The 13,871-nt window shown below is 45.7% G+C and carries 17 protein-coding genes and 1 pseudogene; 8 read left to right on the forward strand and 10 right to left on the reverse strand.

The features are described from left to right. Positions 1–20: 20 nt before the first annotated feature. Entirely contained in the window at positions 21–752 is a 732-nt protein-coding gene (gene artJ / locus EKN56_RS08935; protein WP_130591458.1) for an arginine ABC transporter substrate-binding protein, read from the forward strand. Positions 753–858: 106 nt separating this feature from the next. Continuing rightward, a complete protein-coding gene (locus tag EKN56_RS08940; protein ID WP_130591459.1) occupies positions 859–1,356 on the forward strand; it encodes a methylated-DNA--[protein]-cysteine S-methyltransferase in 498 nt (165 codons plus the stop codon). 4 nt (positions 1,357–1,360) lie between these two features. Here EKN56_RS08940 and rlmC read toward each other — a convergent pair whose 3' ends face one another. Then, positions 1,361–2,506 carry a 23S rRNA (uracil(747)-C(5))-methyltransferase RlmC gene (rlmC, locus tag EKN56_RS08945; RefSeq protein WP_130591460.1) on the reverse strand — a complete coding sequence of 382 codons (1,146 nt, stop codon included), beginning with the start codon at positions 2,504–2,506 and terminating at the stop codon, positions 1,361–1,363. Between the two features lie 44 nt (positions 2,507–2,550). Further along, complete coding sequence (locus tag EKN56_RS08950; RefSeq protein ID WP_130591461.1) at positions 2,551–3,045, reverse strand: type III secretion system chaperone family protein; 495 nt, start codon at positions 3,043–3,045, stop codon at positions 2,551–2,553. 114 nt (positions 3,046–3,159) lie between these two features. Between EKN56_RS08950 and EKN56_RS08955 the strand changes: the two genes are divergently transcribed. Then, positions 3,160–3,348 (forward strand): DUF4250 domain-containing protein, encoded by a 189-nt coding sequence (locus EKN56_RS08955; RefSeq protein WP_130591462.1) that lies wholly within the window; start codon positions 3,160–3,162, stop codon positions 3,346–3,348. Position 3,349: 1 nt separating this feature from the next. On the opposite strand, the pseudogene nfsA reads toward EKN56_RS08955, so the two are convergent. Continuing rightward, positions 3,350–4,072 (reverse strand): annotated as a pseudogene (gene nfsA, locus EKN56_RS08960) (oxygen-insensitive NADPH nitroreductase). A gap of 296 nt (positions 4,073–4,368) precedes the next feature. On the opposite strand from nfsA, the gene EKN56_RS08965 reads away from it, so the two are divergent. Then, positions 4,369–4,632: a GrxA family glutaredoxin gene (locus EKN56_RS08965; protein ID WP_108899566.1), complete on the forward strand. Its 264-nt coding sequence runs from the start codon at positions 4,369–4,371 to the stop codon at positions 4,630–4,632. A gap of 78 nt (positions 4,633–4,710) precedes the next feature. Here EKN56_RS08965 and ruvB read toward each other — a convergent pair whose 3' ends face one another. The 7 genes from ruvB to EKN56_RS09000 form a co-directional block, all read right to left on the reverse strand. Further along, on the reverse strand, positions 4,711–5,727 hold the full coding sequence (ruvB, locus tag EKN56_RS08970) for a Holliday junction branch migration DNA helicase RuvB (protein ID WP_130591463.1): 1,017 nt from the start codon (positions 5,725–5,727) through the stop codon (positions 4,711–4,713). Positions 5,728–5,744: 17 nt separating this feature from the next. Beyond that, positions 5,745–6,356, reverse strand: a complete 612-nt coding sequence (gene ruvA / locus EKN56_RS08975) for a Holliday junction branch migration protein RuvA (protein ID WP_130591464.1) — start codon at positions 6,354–6,356, stop codon at positions 5,745–5,747. 178 nt (positions 6,357–6,534) lie between these two features. Then, positions 6,535–7,059 carry a crossover junction endodeoxyribonuclease RuvC gene (gene ruvC / locus EKN56_RS08980; protein ID WP_130591465.1) on the reverse strand — a complete coding sequence of 175 codons (525 nt, stop codon included), beginning with the start codon at positions 7,057–7,059 and terminating at the stop codon, positions 6,535–6,537. Next, a complete protein-coding gene (locus tag EKN56_RS08985; protein ID WP_130591466.1) occupies positions 7,059–7,802 on the reverse strand; it encodes a YebC/PmpR family DNA-binding transcriptional regulator in 744 nt (247 codons plus the stop codon). Before EKN56_RS08985 ends, ruvC begins: the two co-directional genes overlap by 1 nt. Before the next feature lie 31 nt (positions 7,803–7,833). After that, the gene (gene nudB / locus EKN56_RS08990) at positions 7,834–8,277 is read right to left on the reverse strand and encodes a dihydroneopterin triphosphate diphosphatase (RefSeq protein ID WP_130591467.1); all 444 of its coding nucleotides are present in this window, start codon (positions 8,275–8,277) and stop codon (positions 7,834–7,836) included. 1 nt (position 8,278) lies between these two features. Further along, positions 8,279–10,051: an aspartate--tRNA ligase gene (gene aspS / locus EKN56_RS08995; protein ID WP_130591468.1), complete on the reverse strand. Its 1,773-nt coding sequence runs from the start codon at positions 10,049–10,051 to the stop codon at positions 8,279–8,281. 14 nt (positions 10,052–10,065) lie between these two features. Continuing rightward, positions 10,066–10,326 (reverse strand): FmdB family zinc ribbon protein, encoded by a 261-nt coding sequence (locus tag EKN56_RS09000; RefSeq protein WP_108899573.1) that lies wholly within the window; start codon positions 10,324–10,326, stop codon positions 10,066–10,068. A gap of 423 nt (positions 10,327–10,749) precedes the next feature. Here EKN56_RS09000 and EKN56_RS09005 point away from each other — a divergent pair, with 423 nt between their 5' ends. From EKN56_RS09005 to EKN56_RS09020, 4 genes are all read left to right on the forward strand, one after another. Further along, positions 10,750–11,145, forward strand: a complete 396-nt coding sequence (locus EKN56_RS09005; protein WP_130591469.1) for an MAPEG family protein — start codon at positions 10,750–10,752, stop codon at positions 11,143–11,145. Positions 11,146–11,274: 129 nt separating this feature from the next. Beyond that, on the forward strand, positions 11,275–12,018 hold the full coding sequence (cmoA, locus tag EKN56_RS09010) for a carboxy-S-adenosyl-L-methionine synthase CmoA (RefSeq protein ID WP_130591470.1): 744 nt from the start codon (positions 11,275–11,277) through the stop codon (positions 12,016–12,018). Next, positions 12,015–12,986 carry a tRNA 5-methoxyuridine(34)/uridine 5-oxyacetic acid(34) synthase CmoB gene (gene cmoB, locus EKN56_RS09015; RefSeq protein ID WP_130591471.1) on the forward strand — a complete coding sequence of 324 codons (972 nt, stop codon included), beginning with the start codon at positions 12,015–12,017 and terminating at the stop codon, positions 12,984–12,986. The genes cmoA and cmoB overlap by 4 nt, the downstream gene beginning before the upstream one ends. A gap of 36 nt (positions 12,987–13,022) precedes the next feature. Continuing rightward, a complete protein-coding gene (locus tag EKN56_RS09020; protein WP_130591472.1) occupies positions 13,023–13,862 on the forward strand; it encodes a YaeF family permuted papain-like enzyme in 840 nt (279 codons plus the stop codon). Positions 13,863–13,871 lie beyond the last annotated feature (9 nt).

The following is a 13,871-nucleotide window of genomic DNA, read 5'->3' on the forward strand; positions in this document are numbered from 1 at the left end:
TTACTATCGGAGTTTGTACCATGAAAAAAGTTGTAGCCATTCTGTTATTAGCCGGTGCCGCGTTATCTGCTCAGGCTGCCGATCCCATTCGTTTTGCATCATCTGCAACTTACCCTCCGTTTGAGTTTATGGATAAAGACAGCAATATTACAGGTTTTGATATCGATCTGGCCAAAGCACTTTGCAAAGAGATGAAAACAGAATGTACTTTTTCTAACCATGCGTTTGATAGCCTGATCCCTGCGTTGAAATTCCGTCGTTATGATGCGGTGATTTCTGGTATGGACATCACTGCCGAGCGTAGCAAACAGGTTCTGTTCAGCCAGCCTTATTATGCTAACTCTGCGGTGCTTATTGTACGTAAAGGTACCATGACTTCTGTTGATCAGATGAAAGGTAAAAAAGTGGGTATGGAGAATGGCTCTACCCATCAGAAATACATGAATGAAAAACATCCTGAAATTAAAACCGTTCCTTATGATAGCTATCAAACGGCAGTTATCGACCTGAAGAACGGTCGTCTGGATGCGGTATTTGGTGATACAGCGGCAGTAAACGAGTGGCTGAAAACCAGTCCTGAGCTGGTTACTTTGGGCGAACATATTGCCGATCCGGCCTACTTTGGTGCAGGCTTAGGTATTGCGGTGCGTCAGGATAATACCGAGCTGATGAATAAAATTAACACCGCGCTGGAAGCCGTCAAGAAAGACGGTACCTACCAGCAAATCAGTCATAAGTGGTTTCCGCAGTAAGTCATTGCCTTAGGTATAAAAATGGCCTCTTTATGAGGCCATTTTTACTTTTAGTTACGCAGTGTTAATATGCTTTTTCTCGTTTTCAGTTAAAGGGTAGCCTGCTATGTATCATCAACTGTATCTTTCCCCTGTGGGTCAATTGCGTATCGTGGCAGACGATATTGCCCTCCGTCAGCTTTGGTTAGCCAATGAAGTTGAGCGCCGCCAACCTGACACTACATGGGTTGAAGATGCCCAACATCCGATTATTCATTTAGTGGTGAAAACGCTTTCTGATTATTTTGCCGGTAAAAAAGTAGATTTCAGCTTAATCCCTTGCCAGCCAGAAGGCTCGGTATTTCAAAAAAGCGTCTGGCATCAGCTCAAATCTATTGATTACGCAAAAGTCGTCAGCTATGGCGATATTGCTGCTGCAATCAACAAACCTAAAGGTGCGCAGGCGGTAGGCGGAGCCGTAGGGGCCAATCCGATTGCCATTATTCTTCCCTGCCATCGGGTGATGGGAAAAGATAATTCATTAACCGGATATTCTGGTGGTTTACACGTGAAGAAGGCGCTGCTGGAGCTGGAAGGCATTCCCTATAAAGAAAATAAACGCTGAGACTTTATTTTGCCGCAATACGTTGTAGTAAAGTCAAAACTTCATAATGCGCAGTATGAGGGAACATATCAAACAGTTGAACCCTCACGACCCGATAACCAGTAAGCTGATGAATGTCCTTTGCCATGGTTTGTGCATTACAGCTGGAGTAAAGGATCCAGTCCGGAGACATTTCACTCAGATATTCACACAGTGCTTCGCCTATTCCCCGGCGCGGTGGATTCACCAGTACCAGATCCGGAATATTTTGTTGATGTTTGCTACGGGCAAACTGGGTTGAATCCAGTGCATCAAACTCAATATCACTCAATCCAATAGAGGCCGCCGAACGTTTGGCGCATTCAATGGCTTCTGCACTGATTTCAATGCCGGTTAGTTTAATCTCAGAATTAGCTGCACAATGCAGACCAAAGCCCCCTACACCGCAAAACAAATCCCACATACTGTGAATATTCAGTGTTGAAACCCACTCTCTTGCTGTGGCATACAGTTTTTCTGCTACTTCAGGATTAGTCTGAAAGAAACTGCGCGGTCGGATATACAACGGAATATGATTCAATTGCTCTTCTAACGCATCCTGTGGGGTGAGAATCACTTCCCGTTCCCCTTCCAGCACGGCCATATGAACCGGTTGAATATTGGCTGATATTACCTGTAATTGAGGTAACTGTGCCTGTAACCAGGGCAGAGCCTGACGCAGCTGTTGGAGCTTGGTTTCTGAGCGCAGCACAAAACGCAGCATTAAACCGCTGTTGAAACGGCTCTCGGTAAGCAAAATAAATTTCAGCTCGCCCCGTTTACGCTCTACGTTATAGGGGGTTAATCCCGCCCGTGCAATAAACTGTTTGAGATACGGAAACACATTACGTATAGAATCAGGATAAAGTGGACAATCACACAAATCCACTGCTTCGCCTTGTTTAATGGGTAACCCCAGCACCGGACGTTCAACGCTACCGCTTACCACCATTTTCGCTTTATTGCGAAAACCTGCCTCAATACCAGATACGGGTATGCACCACTGTTCAACGGGTATCGACTCCAGCAATATTGCTAAGCCTTGCTGTTTTTCTTCCAGTTGTTGTGAATAGGGTTTGTCTATCCATTGGCATGAATAACAAAGCCCTGCGGCGTGAAGCTGGCACTGCATCAGAACGGACTCCGGGACCACTGGATTAAGCAAATATAGGAAAATTAATGAATGGTATGGGTAATTGAGCGAAGCACCTGAATATCGTCTTCAGTCTCACGCTCGTTATCACTGACCGTCAGTAGCTCGTTAGCTCTGGCTTCCATAACAATTTGAGTGGTTTGCTCTTCCGCTTCCTGTAGTAACAAACGGAACTGTTCTAATGTAATACCTGCTGCTGCACTCAAAGACTGACAAATAACCAACTTAGGTAAATTGTCATCCTGAACATCAATAAATACCTTAGTGGTTAATGATGAAGCATTAATTTGGCTGAGATCCGCAACCAGAGGGATCAGCGCTACAGGGCGTATTTCCGCCACGGCAGAGAACAGAATAACATTTTCGAGCAGATCGACTTTAGCATCAAAAATACCATCAACGCTTTGCAGGTATGGTAAATGTAACGCCTGACAAGAATCACATTCGAAAAAGGCGATGCCCAACTGTTCAAGCCAACTACGCATTAGGGCCAGATCAGGGACGATCAGCTTATCCATTATGGTATGTCCTCAGTAAATCAAAAAGAAAGTGCGATAACACACGAATATTACCCTATTTATCACCTGATGAGGTAAGTTATTATAAATTTTTACGCTCTCACCGGAAAAAATATGCAACGTCAAAACTTTTTAGCCATGGATCCTCATCTGCTATTTAGCATTGTGAATATGAAACTAAGAGATGAATTTGAATCTCTCGATGATTTGGCGCGTAGTTATGATATTGATCGGGAAGCATTGATAAAAAAGTTATCGGATGCTGGCTATCAATACCAATCATCCAATAACCAGTTTCGATAACTTAGCGCGTCACCCATCCTTGCTTATGCAAGTAATCCAGAATAAATGGTCGACGTTCTTTACGAACCGTGGCAGCGATTTGTTCGCTCCAGCTAACATGTTTCTTATTTTCTGAACGAGCCTCATAATAAGCAACAATATGGGCATCATATTGTGCCAGTAACTCCCGATTTAATGGTTGGTAACTATTCTCGTGCACCACCATCTCCGCAGGTAAACGAGGCTTCTGTTCCGGGTGTTGATCGGGATAACCCAAACATAAACCAAACAACGGCAATACCTGTTTTGGCAGTTGCAGTAACTCCGTCACTGCCGCGATATTATTTCTTAATCCACCGATGTACACACCACCCAGCCCTAATGATTAGGCTGCCGTTAAGGCATTTTGCGCCATCATGGCGGTATCTACTGCCCCCAATAATAGTTGTTCTGCATATCCCAGTTCAGCTTCAGGGCAAATCTCCTGATTACGATGATAGTCGGCGCAAAACACCCAAAATTCCGCCGCCTGAGCCACATGTTTTTGACCACCGCTATATTCAACCAAAGCCAAACGTAAATCCGGATCGGTCACCCGAATAATCGAACTGCATTGTAAAAAGCTGGAACTCGATGTCGACTGCGCAGCCCCAATGATGGCCTGACGTTGCTCATCCGTTATTGGCTGAGGAGTAAAAGCGCGGATAGAACGATGAGAGCAGATAAGATCGATAGTCGGCGTCATAGAAAGTCCTGATTTTTGTTGGTGTAACCTGAGAACGTGGTTAAAAACACGGGTTATCGTAACATATGCAGCACCTCTGGCAGAAAGTGATTCCCCATTAGTTGTCTGTTATATGTTTTTTTACACAAATTTTTCTTTATAAATTTATGCAGTTAGTGTCAGATAGGTAAGATTTATCAAACTGACAGGTAATTCCTGCTTTTTTTTACTGCCTGTGACGGGCATAGTATCGGCAGTTTTTATCATATTGGCTAACGGCGAAAAGCCGAACATTCTAAAAATTTTAAGGAGTATTCATGTTTGTTGTGATTTTTGGACGTCCTGGGTGTCCTTATTGTGTTCGTGCTAAAGAATTAGCAGAAAAATTGAGTCAGGAACGCGACGATTTCAGCTATAACTATGTTGATATTCACGCAGAAGGTATTACTAAAGCCGACCTGGAAAAAACCGTTGGTAAACCAGTAGAAACCGTACCTCAAATCTTTATCGATCAGGTTCATATTGGTGGTTGCACCGATTTTGAAGCTTACGCAAAAGAAAACCTGAGCCTGTATCAATAATTATTGATAATCAATCTGACTCAATAAAAAAACCGGAGCTATGTTCTCCGGTTTTTTTTATCTTTACTGGCGACTAAATTAGCGCCGTTCATCATCTCTGCTAATGCCAAAATGCTGATAGGCATGTTGAGTGGCCATCCGCCCTCTTGGCGTACGCTGAATAAATCCCTGCTGAATCAGATAAGGTTCGATAACATCCTCAATCGTTTCTCGCTCTTCACCAATGGCTGCCGCCAAGTTATCCAACCCAACCGGACCACCCATAAACTTATCAATAATGGCCAGCAATAGCTTACGGTCCATAAAATCGAAACCTTCAGCATCCACATCCAGCATATCTAACGCCCGGGTTGCTACATCACCATCAATTGCGCCATTAGCCCGAACTTCGGCAAAATCACGCACCCGGCGCAGTAGTCGGTTAGCTATACGAGGCGTTCCGCGTGCACGACGAGCTATCTGATTCGCCCCTTCCTGTGACAGATTGAGATCCATACACAGCGCACTACGTGAAACGATCGATTCCAGATCGGCAACCTGATAAAACTCTAAACGCTGTACGATACCAAAGCGATCGCGTAACGGCGAAGTAAGTGAACCGGCTCGTGTTGTGGCACCCACCAGAGTAAACGGCGGTAAATCAATTTTGATCGAACGCGCTGCCGGCCCTTCACCAATCATGATATCCAACTGATAGTCTTCCATCGCCGGATACAGGATCTCTTCCACCACTGGCGAAAGACGATGAATTTCATCGATGAACAGCACATCATGCGGTTCAAGATTGGTTAGCATCGCCGCCAGATCCCCTGCCTTTTCCAGAACGGGGCCGGAAGTGGTTCGTAGGTTTACCCCCATCTCATTGGCAACAATGTTAGCCAATGTGGTCTTCCCTAGTCCCGGCGGGCCAAAAATCAGCAGATGATCCAGAGCATCACCACGCAATCTGGCGGCCTGAATAAAGATTTCCATCTGTTCACGAACGTGAGGTTGCCCAACATACTCACTCAGCAGTTTGGGGCGCATCGCACGGTCGATGGGGTCTTCTTCTTCAAACTGCGCTACCGGTGAAATCAAACGATCGGCTTCAATCATGCTTTTTCTCTTTCTACTTACAGTGCAGAACGCAATGCTTCACGGATCAGGGTTTCACTGTCGGCACCCGGCGTTACCACTTTGCTAACCAGTCGGCTAGCTTCCTGTGGTTTATAGCCCAGAGAAACCAGCGCAGATACTGCTTCCGACTCCGCATCATTATCCGCACTTTTCGATGGGCTAAGCGGAGGCAAGTCGTTATTATTGTTAAACAGATCGCCATTAAGTCCTTTGAAACGATCTTTCATTTCTACCACCAGACGCTCAGCGGTTTTCTTACCAACGCCCGGCAGTTTAATCAATGTGCTAATTTGTTCCTGTTCTACTGCGTGAACAAATTGCTGAGCAGACATACCGGAGAGAATTGCCAGCGCCAGTTTTGGCCCCACGCCATTCACTTTAATCAGTTCGCGAAACAGCGCCCGCTCCTGCTTATCGTTAAAGCCATACAGTAATTGAGCATCTTCACGCACGACAAAATGGGTGAAGATAATGGCTTCCTGACCCCGATCGGGTAATTCATAAAAACAGCTCATTGGCATAAATACTTCATAACCAACGCCATTTACCTCAAGTAAAACTTCAGGGGGCTGTTTTTCCAGAATAACTCCACGTAAACGACCTATCACGACTCAGGCTCCTTATGGCTTACACAGGGCAGAAACTTAAAATATACATTTATCTTAAATGGCCTGCCGCTCAACGTCTCTATTTATACACGTATTACATAACAAAAGCTGGATAAATATCCAGCTTTTGTTCTATTTATTTGATCGCCGCATCACTTAGCTTCAGCGTTTCACTCAATTATTCCCCAACCCGACCGCGGGCCAGGGTTAATCTGGCATTACCCATACGGATAGTATTTTGACTCAGGTGGCAATGGGTAATGGCAATGGCCAAAGCATCGGCGGCATCGGCCTGTGGGCTAGCGGCCAGTTTAAGCAAGGTTTTCACCATATGCTGTACCTGTGATTTTTCCGCTGCACCGTGCCCAACTACCGTTTGTTTCACCTGACGCGCCGCATACTCAAATACCGGCAAATCCGCATTCACTGCCGCAACAATTGCCGCGCCGCGGGCCTGACCCAGTTTTAATGCTGAGTCCGCATTGCGGGCCATGAATACCTGTTCAATGGCGAAAAAATCGGGCTGGAACTGGGTGATAATTTCACTGACGCCGGCATAGACCAGCTTAAGACGGGTAGGAAGATCGTCGACAGCGGTGCGAATGCAGCCGCTACCGAGATACTCTAACTTACGCCCCTGCTGGCGAATTACACCGTAGCCGGTAATCCGCGAGCCGGGGTCAATGCCAAGAATAATGGCCATTAAAGCGTTGCCGCAACCTCATCAGAGATTTCACCGTTGTGATAAACCTCTTGAACGTCGTCGGAATCTTCCAGCATATCAATCAGACGCAGCAGTTTTGGTGCAGTTTCTGCATCCAGTTCGGCCTTGGTTGATGGAATCAGGGAGACTTCTGCCGCGATAGCGACCAGACCCGCCGCATCCAGCGCATCTTTCACATCACCAAAGCTTTCTGGCGTAGTGAAAACGTCGATAGCGCCATCGTCATAAGTGACAACGTCGTCTGCGCCGGCTTCTAATGCCGCATCCATTACTGCATCTTCATCGGTACCTTCTGCGTAGGAAATAACGCCTTTCTTGGTAAACAGATAAGAAACAGAACCATCAGTACCCAGGTTACCGCCGGTTTTAGTAAACGCATGGCGAACTTCAGAAACGGTACGGTTACGGTTATCACTCAAACACTCAACCATAACCGCTGTACCGCCAGGGCCATAACCTTCATAAATGATGGTTTCCATATCGTTATCATCACCACCACCCACACCGCGGGCAATGGCGCGGTTTAAGGTATCCCGCGTCATGTTGTTTGATAACGCTTTATCGATAGCAGCACGTAAACGCGGGTTCGATCCTGGGTCACCACCGCCTAATTTGGCAGCTGTTACCAGCTCACGAATGATTTTTGTAAAAATTTTACCGCGCTTTGCATCTTGTGCCGCTTTACGATGCTTGGTATTGGCCCATTTACTATGACCTGCCATAAAAAATCTCCAGTCGAAAGCCGGTTAAGGCTTAATGAGAAATAACAAATTCTTCAATCGCCTGCCGGTTGCTCCACGATTTTGTCAGTTGAGCAGCCTGCGTTTTATCCAGCCATTGGTAAGCATGGTGCTCAGACAACGCAATCTCACGCTCTGCGGGTAATGCCAGACAAAACCAATGTTCCAGATTATGCGTAATACCCGGCGCATAACGGTGGCGAAAATGTGTAAAAATTTCAAACTCAACGCTACGTTGACAGTCTTGCAGAATTAATTTTTCTGCCTGAATATCAATACCAACCTCTTCCCTGACCTCACGTAGCGCCGTTTGTTCCGTAGACTCTCCTGCTTCCAGACTACCGGTAACCGATTGCCAAAACTCAGGATCGTCGTTACGTTGTAACATAAGTACCCGTCCGCTATCACGGCTGTAAATCACAACCAGCACAGATTCCGGGCGCTTAAACTGCTTCATATTACTTGTCTGACTTCTCTGTCACTACGCTGATAGACAGCTCTTTCAGCGATGCCGGATTAGCGTAGCTTGGTGCTTCAGTCATCAGACAGGATGCTGCCGTGGTTTTCGGGAAAGCAATAACGTCGCGAATATTTTCAGTACCGGTCAGCAGCATAACTAAACGATCCAGACCAAATGCGATCCCCGCATGTGGTGGCGTGCCATATTTCAACGCATCCAGTAAGAAACCGAATTTTTCACGTTGTTCCTGTTCATTAATGCCCAGAATACCAAATACCGCCTGCTGCATTTGACCATTGTAGATACGAACTGAACCACCACCCACTTCATAGCCATTCAGTACCATATCATAAGCATTAGCAATGGCTGATTCCGGATCGGCAACCAGTTGCTCTGGCGTCATCTCTTTTGGTGAAGTAAACGGATGGTGCATGGCGGTTAAGCCACCTTCGCCGTCATCTTCAAACATTGGGAAATCAATAACCCACAGCGGAGCCCAACTGTTTTCATTAGTGATCTTCAGGTCACGACCCACTTTCAGTCTTAGTGCCCCCATGGCATCGGTTGCCACTTTAAAGCTGTCAGCGCCAAATAACAGAATATCGCCATCTTTCGCCTGAGTACGTTCCAGCATCGCTTCGATAATCTCAGCGGTGAGGAATTTAGCTACCGGACTCTGTACGCCATCGATGCCACCATTACGATCGTTGACCTTCATCCAGGCCAGACCTTTGGCACCATAAATAGAAACAAACTGAGTGTAGTCATCAATTTGTTTACGGGTTAACTGGGCACCACCTGGAACACAAAGCACAGCAACACGGCCTTTAGGATCGTTTGCCGGACCAGAGAATACTTTAAAATCGACGTCTTTCAGTAAATCAGCAACGTCAACCAGCTCCATTGGGTTACGCAGATCCGGTTTATCAGAACCATAACGACGCATGGCTTCAGCGAAGGTCATACTTGGGAACTGGCCTAAATCAACGCCTTTTACTTCAGCCCACAGCTCACGCACCATTTTTTCCATAATGGCCCGCACTTGCTCTGCAGTCATAAAGGAGGTTTCTACGTCGATTTGGGTAAATTCTGGCTGACGGTCTGCGCGTAAATCTTCATCACGGAAGCACTTCACGATTTGATAATAACGGTCAAAACCGGACATCATCAGCAGCTGTTTAAACAGCTGAGGTGATTGAGGCAGTGCATAAAATTTGCCTTTATGCACCCGGCTTGGCACCAGATAGTCGCGCGCACCTTCCGGCGTTGCTTTAGTCAGCATTGGGGTTTCAATATCCAGGAAACCGTTGCCGTCCATATAGCGGCGAACAAATGCAGTAATACGCGCACGCGCTTTCAGACGTTCAGCCATTTCCGGACGACGCAGATCCAGATAACGGTATTTCAGGCGCTGTTCTTCAGTATTGTTTTGATTGGAATCCAGCGGCAGTGGCTCTGAACGGTTAATAATATTTAGCGTATGGGCGAATATTTCTACACCACCGGTCGCCATATCTTTGTTTGCCTGACTTTCAGGGCGGGCACGTACGGTTCCAACGATCTGGATGCAGTACTCATTACGTAACTCAGAGGCTTGTTCATATGCCGCTTTGCAATCAGGATCAAAAAACACCTGCACAATGCCTTCACGATCGCGCATATCGATAAAAATTAAGCCACCTAAGTCACGGCGACGATTGACCCAGCCGCACAGGGTTACTTCTTGCCCAACGTGAGTGGTGTTGAGCTGTCCACAATAATGAGTACGCATAACGATCTATCCTTTTATTCAGCCAATGCTGCGCCCGGGCAATTCGCCTGACAGGCCCCAGCACAAGGGGTATCTGATGAAGTATTCTTACGGCTTTGCGGGGCTTCACTCGCATACCAGCCGGAACCTTTCAAATGAAAATTTCCGGGGGAGACCAATTTAACTAATGCTGACTCACCACACTCAGGGCATTCCACCAAAGGGGCATCAGCTAACTTCTGTAATTTATCCAGACGATGGTGGCAAACGCCACACTCATATTCATAAATAGGCATAATAATGATTCTGAATACCGATCGTTTGTTATTTCATTCAATCAGGATGAGGCAAAACGGTAAATCATAGCGTCACCCAAAAGGCGGTTATTATAAAGGAAATTATCACTGCCGATAAGAGCTACATCAGGTGACATCAACCGGATTCAAACTACTTTATGCTTAAACGAACAAAAAAACAGCACTCTTGTTTTTAAAATCTCATCATCAGCTTCTTTTCGATCAAAGATTGAGTCTCTGACTTATCCACAATTGTGTTAATTAATTACCTGAAAATTAAATTTGATGATAATAATTCGACACTATCATCAAATTTTTTATCTTATAAAATAGTAAGTAAGCTAAAGTTATTTCTTTATAGCGGAATTTTTTGTTATATCCGGTTATTATTCTGTTGCAAAAATTATATCTGTGGGGTGATAAATGGTTAGTGCACTGTATGCCGTGCTGGGCGCACTACTATTATTTAAGCTGTCTCTTGATGTAGTAAAACTTCGTACTCAATATCGAGTTCCTTTTGGCGATGGTGGCTTTTATGAGCTACAAATGGCTGTTCGTATTCACGGTAATGCCGTGGAATATATTCCTATTGCACTAGTTTTAATGGTGATTATGGAAATGAACGGTGCCAACGTGTGGCTAGTTCATGTCAGCGGAATTATGTTATTCGCCGGCCGCCTGAGTCATTATTATGCTTTACGCCATCGCGACTGGTTCTGGCGTCGTTCCGGCATGACCGCTACCTATATTTCTATGGTGATGATGATCTGCGCCAATATCTACTACTTACCGTGGGAACAAATTCTGATTCTGTATTAATTCCATACCATAGTAATACAGCATTACCATTATCACGCGGTTGGTTATTTGCCTCTGGGTTTACAGACATTCCCCCACTGCTCTGATAAACTGTGCCCCTTATTCATTGTTCTGACTCTTTCTATTGCTATGTCAAACCGCGATACCTTATTTGCTGCCCCAATAAATAAACTGGGTGACTGGACTTTCGACGAACAGGTCGCCGAAGTGTTTCCGGATATGATTCAACGCTCCGTTCCTGGTTATTCCAATATTATTTCGATGATTGGCATGCTGGCTGAACGCTTTGTTCGCCCCAATACCCACATTTATGATTTAGGCTGTTCTCTTGGCGCAGCAACCCTGTCGGTTAGACGTAATATTAAAGTTGATGGCTGCCATATTATTGCCGTCGATAATTCACCGGCAATGGTTGAACGTTGCCGTCGCCATATTGACGCTTTTCGCGCAGCCACTCCGGTGGACGTCATTGAGGCTGACATTCGTGACGTAGAAATTCAAGATGCCTCAATGGTGGTGCTGAATTTTACCCTGCAGTTTCTCGAACCCGACGATCGCCAGCGGTTACTGAATAAAATTTATCAGGGAATGCTGCCCGGCGGCATTCTGGTGCTGTCAGAAAAATTCAGTTTTGAAGACCAGCAGATTGGTGAATTACTGTTTGATATGCACCACGATTTTAAACGTGCCAATGGCTACAGCGAACTGGAAATCAGTCAAAAGCGCAGCATGCTGGAAAATGTGATGCGCACGGATAGTGTGGAAGCTCATAAAACGCGCCTGCATCAGGCGGGTTTCAGCCATGCCGAAACCTGGTTTCAATGCTTTAACTTTGGCTCATTGATTGCAGTAAAAGAGGAGGCTAAATCATGATTGAGTTTGGTGATTTTTACCGGCTGATCGCTAAAGGCCCTCTTAGTCACTGGTTAGAAACTCTGCCGGCACAAATTGCTGCCTGGCAAAAGAGTTCCCATCACGGACAATTCAAACAGTGGTTTAACGCGGTTGAATATATGCCAACCATTAAACCTGAGCCGCTAGATTTATTACACAGTGTTACCGCAAATATCTCTCCTGAACTGAGTGAAGGTCAGCAGTTAGGTATATTGACGCACTTGAAAACATTAATGCCCTGGCGTAAAGGGCCATTTAATCTTTATGGCATTCATATTGATACTGAATGGCGTTCGGACTGGAAATGGGAGCGCGTTGTCCCCCATATCTCTTCTTTAGCTGGTCGTACCGTGTTAGACGTTGGCTGCGGTAGCGGTTATCACATGTGGCGTATGATTGGTGCCGGTGCTCATTTAGCCGTTGGTATTGATCCTACTCAGCTGTTTTTATGTCAGTTTGAAGCGGTACGTAAACTGTTAGGTGGCGATCAGCGGGCACACCTGCTGCCATTAGGCATTGAGCAATTACCCGAGTTAAAAGCCTTTGATACCGTATTCTCCATGGGAGTACTTTATCATCGCCGCTCACCGCTCGACCATTTGTATCAGCTAAAGAATCAGTTAGTTTCTGGCGGTGAATTAGTACTGGAAACCATTGTGATTGAAGGTGATGAACATCAGGTTCTGGTACCAGGCGATCGCTATGCTCAAATGCGTAATGTCTATTTTATTCCATCAGCTGCGGCACTGGTTAACTGGCTGGAAAAGTGCGGTTTTATTGATATTCGTATTGTTGATGTTTGCCCTACTACTGTTGAAGAGCAGCGTAAAACCGATTGGATGACCAGTGATTCTTTAGCCGAATTTCTTGACCCCCTGGATCACAGTAAAACTGTTGAAGGATATCCTGCGCCAATCCGAGCTGTTATTGTAGCCAAAAGACCATAACTACCGGCCTGTTTAGCGTATTTAAAGGATTAAATCATGTCATTTCGCAGACCCGTTACTTCTCTGTTTGCCATTATTTTCAGTGGCTGCTTGTTGCTTAGCGGCTGCACAATGCAAATTTCTGAAAAAGAAGAGAGTCAGCTCAGCACCGATAATGCCCTACCGATAGACATTCAGATGCAGCGCCTTCACTCCTATCCTGAAGGCGGGAGTCTGGTTATTCCCGCTTCGGAAATGGTTGCCGGCGATATTCTGTTAACCTCACCTTACGGACCAACGTCTTTGGGGATCCGCCTGTTTAGCGCGTCAACCGTTAGCCATGCGGCTATCTATTTAGGTAACGAACAGGTGGTTGAAGCCGTGGGTGGCAGCGGAGTACAGATTGTTCCGTTGGAAAAAGTGATCGGCCATAACTCTAAGATCATTGTCTTTCGGGTACCGGAGCTATCAGCAGAACAGGCTTTAATGATTCGTCATTTTTCAGAGTCTCAGGTTGGCCAACGCTATAACTATAATGGTGTAGCGTTGATGGCGCCGTTTATGATGACTCGTCAGTTATGCAGCCTAAACCCATTCTCTGAAAAATTCCGCAATAACTGCATTAGTACATTGGCTAAAGTTCAACTGGGTTCAGACGATGATGCCAAAGGCAGCTTCTTCTGCTCTCAGTTTGTGATTGAAGCTTACAATCAGGCTGGACTTCCTATCACTGCTTCTGATCCGGTTTGGGTCAGTCCGGTAGATCTTCTCCATATGCGCGAAGGCGATGTTGCATCCCTGACGCCGAATAAACCACTGTTGTATATAGGTCATTTGAAAAAAGGCATGGTTGAAAGCACCACCGCTTCAATTCAGGACTTCTTTAGCTTCAAGTAACGGGGGTCT

Origin of the sequence: Limnobaculum zhutongyuii (assembly GCF_004295645.1) — a bacterium.
GTDB lineage: Bacteria > Pseudomonadota > Gammaproteobacteria > Enterobacterales > Enterobacteriaceae > Limnobaculum > Limnobaculum zhutongyuii.

Bases quoted from the DNA above. Each gene is read 5' to 3' on its own strand.
- rlmC (WP_130591460.1), bottom strand. From the start codon at position 2,506: ATGCAGTGCCAGCTTCACGCCGCAGGGCTTTGTTATTCATGCCAATGG.
- EKN56_RS09000 (WP_108899573.1), bottom strand. From the start codon at position 10,326: ATGCCTATTTATGAATATGAGTGTGGCGTTTGCCACCATCGTCTGGAT.
- aspS (WP_130591468.1), bottom strand. From the start codon at position 10,051: ATGCGTACTCATTATTGTGGACAGCTCAACACCACTCACGTTGGGCAA.
- EKN56_RS08955 (WP_130591462.1), top strand. From the start codon at position 3,160: ATGCAACGTCAAAACTTTTTAGCCATGGATCCTCATCTGCTATTTAGC.
- cmoB (WP_130591471.1), top strand. From the start codon at position 12,015: ATGATTGAGTTTGGTGATTTTTACCGGCTGATCGCTAAAGGCCCTCTT.
- EKN56_RS09005 (WP_130591469.1), top strand. From the start codon at position 10,750: ATGGTTAGTGCACTGTATGCCGTGCTGGGCGCACTACTATTATTTAAG.
- artJ (WP_130591458.1), top strand. From the start codon at position 21: ATGAAAAAAGTTGTAGCCATTCTGTTATTAGCCGGTGCCGCGTTATCT.
- EKN56_RS08950 (WP_130591461.1), bottom strand. From the start codon at position 3,045: ATGGATAAGCTGATCGTCCCTGATCTGGCCCTAATGCGTAGTTGGCTT.
- EKN56_RS08940 (WP_130591459.1), top strand. From the start codon at position 859: ATGTATCATCAACTGTATCTTTCCCCTGTGGGTCAATTGCGTATCGTG.
- nudB (WP_130591467.1), bottom strand. From the start codon at position 8,277: ATGAAGCAGTTTAAGCGCCCGGAATCTGTGCTGGTTGTGATTTACAGC.
- EKN56_RS08985 (WP_130591466.1), bottom strand. From the start codon at position 7,802: ATGGCAGGTCATAGTAAATGGGCCAATACCAAGCATCGTAAAGCGGCA.
- cmoA (WP_130591470.1), top strand. From the start codon at position 11,275: ATGTCAAACCGCGATACCTTATTTGCTGCCCCAATAAATAAACTGGGT.
- EKN56_RS09020 (WP_130591472.1), top strand. From the start codon at position 13,023: ATGTCATTTCGCAGACCCGTTACTTCTCTGTTTGCCATTATTTTCAGT.
- EKN56_RS08965 (WP_108899566.1), top strand. From the start codon at position 4,369: ATGTTTGTTGTGATTTTTGGACGTCCTGGGTGTCCTTATTGTGTTCGT.
- ruvB (WP_130591463.1), bottom strand. From the start codon at position 5,727: ATGATTGAAGCCGATCGTTTGATTTCACCGGTAGCGCAGTTTGAAGAA.
- ruvC (WP_130591465.1), bottom strand. From the start codon at position 7,059: ATGGCCATTATTCTTGGCATTGACCCCGGCTCGCGGATTACCGGCTAC.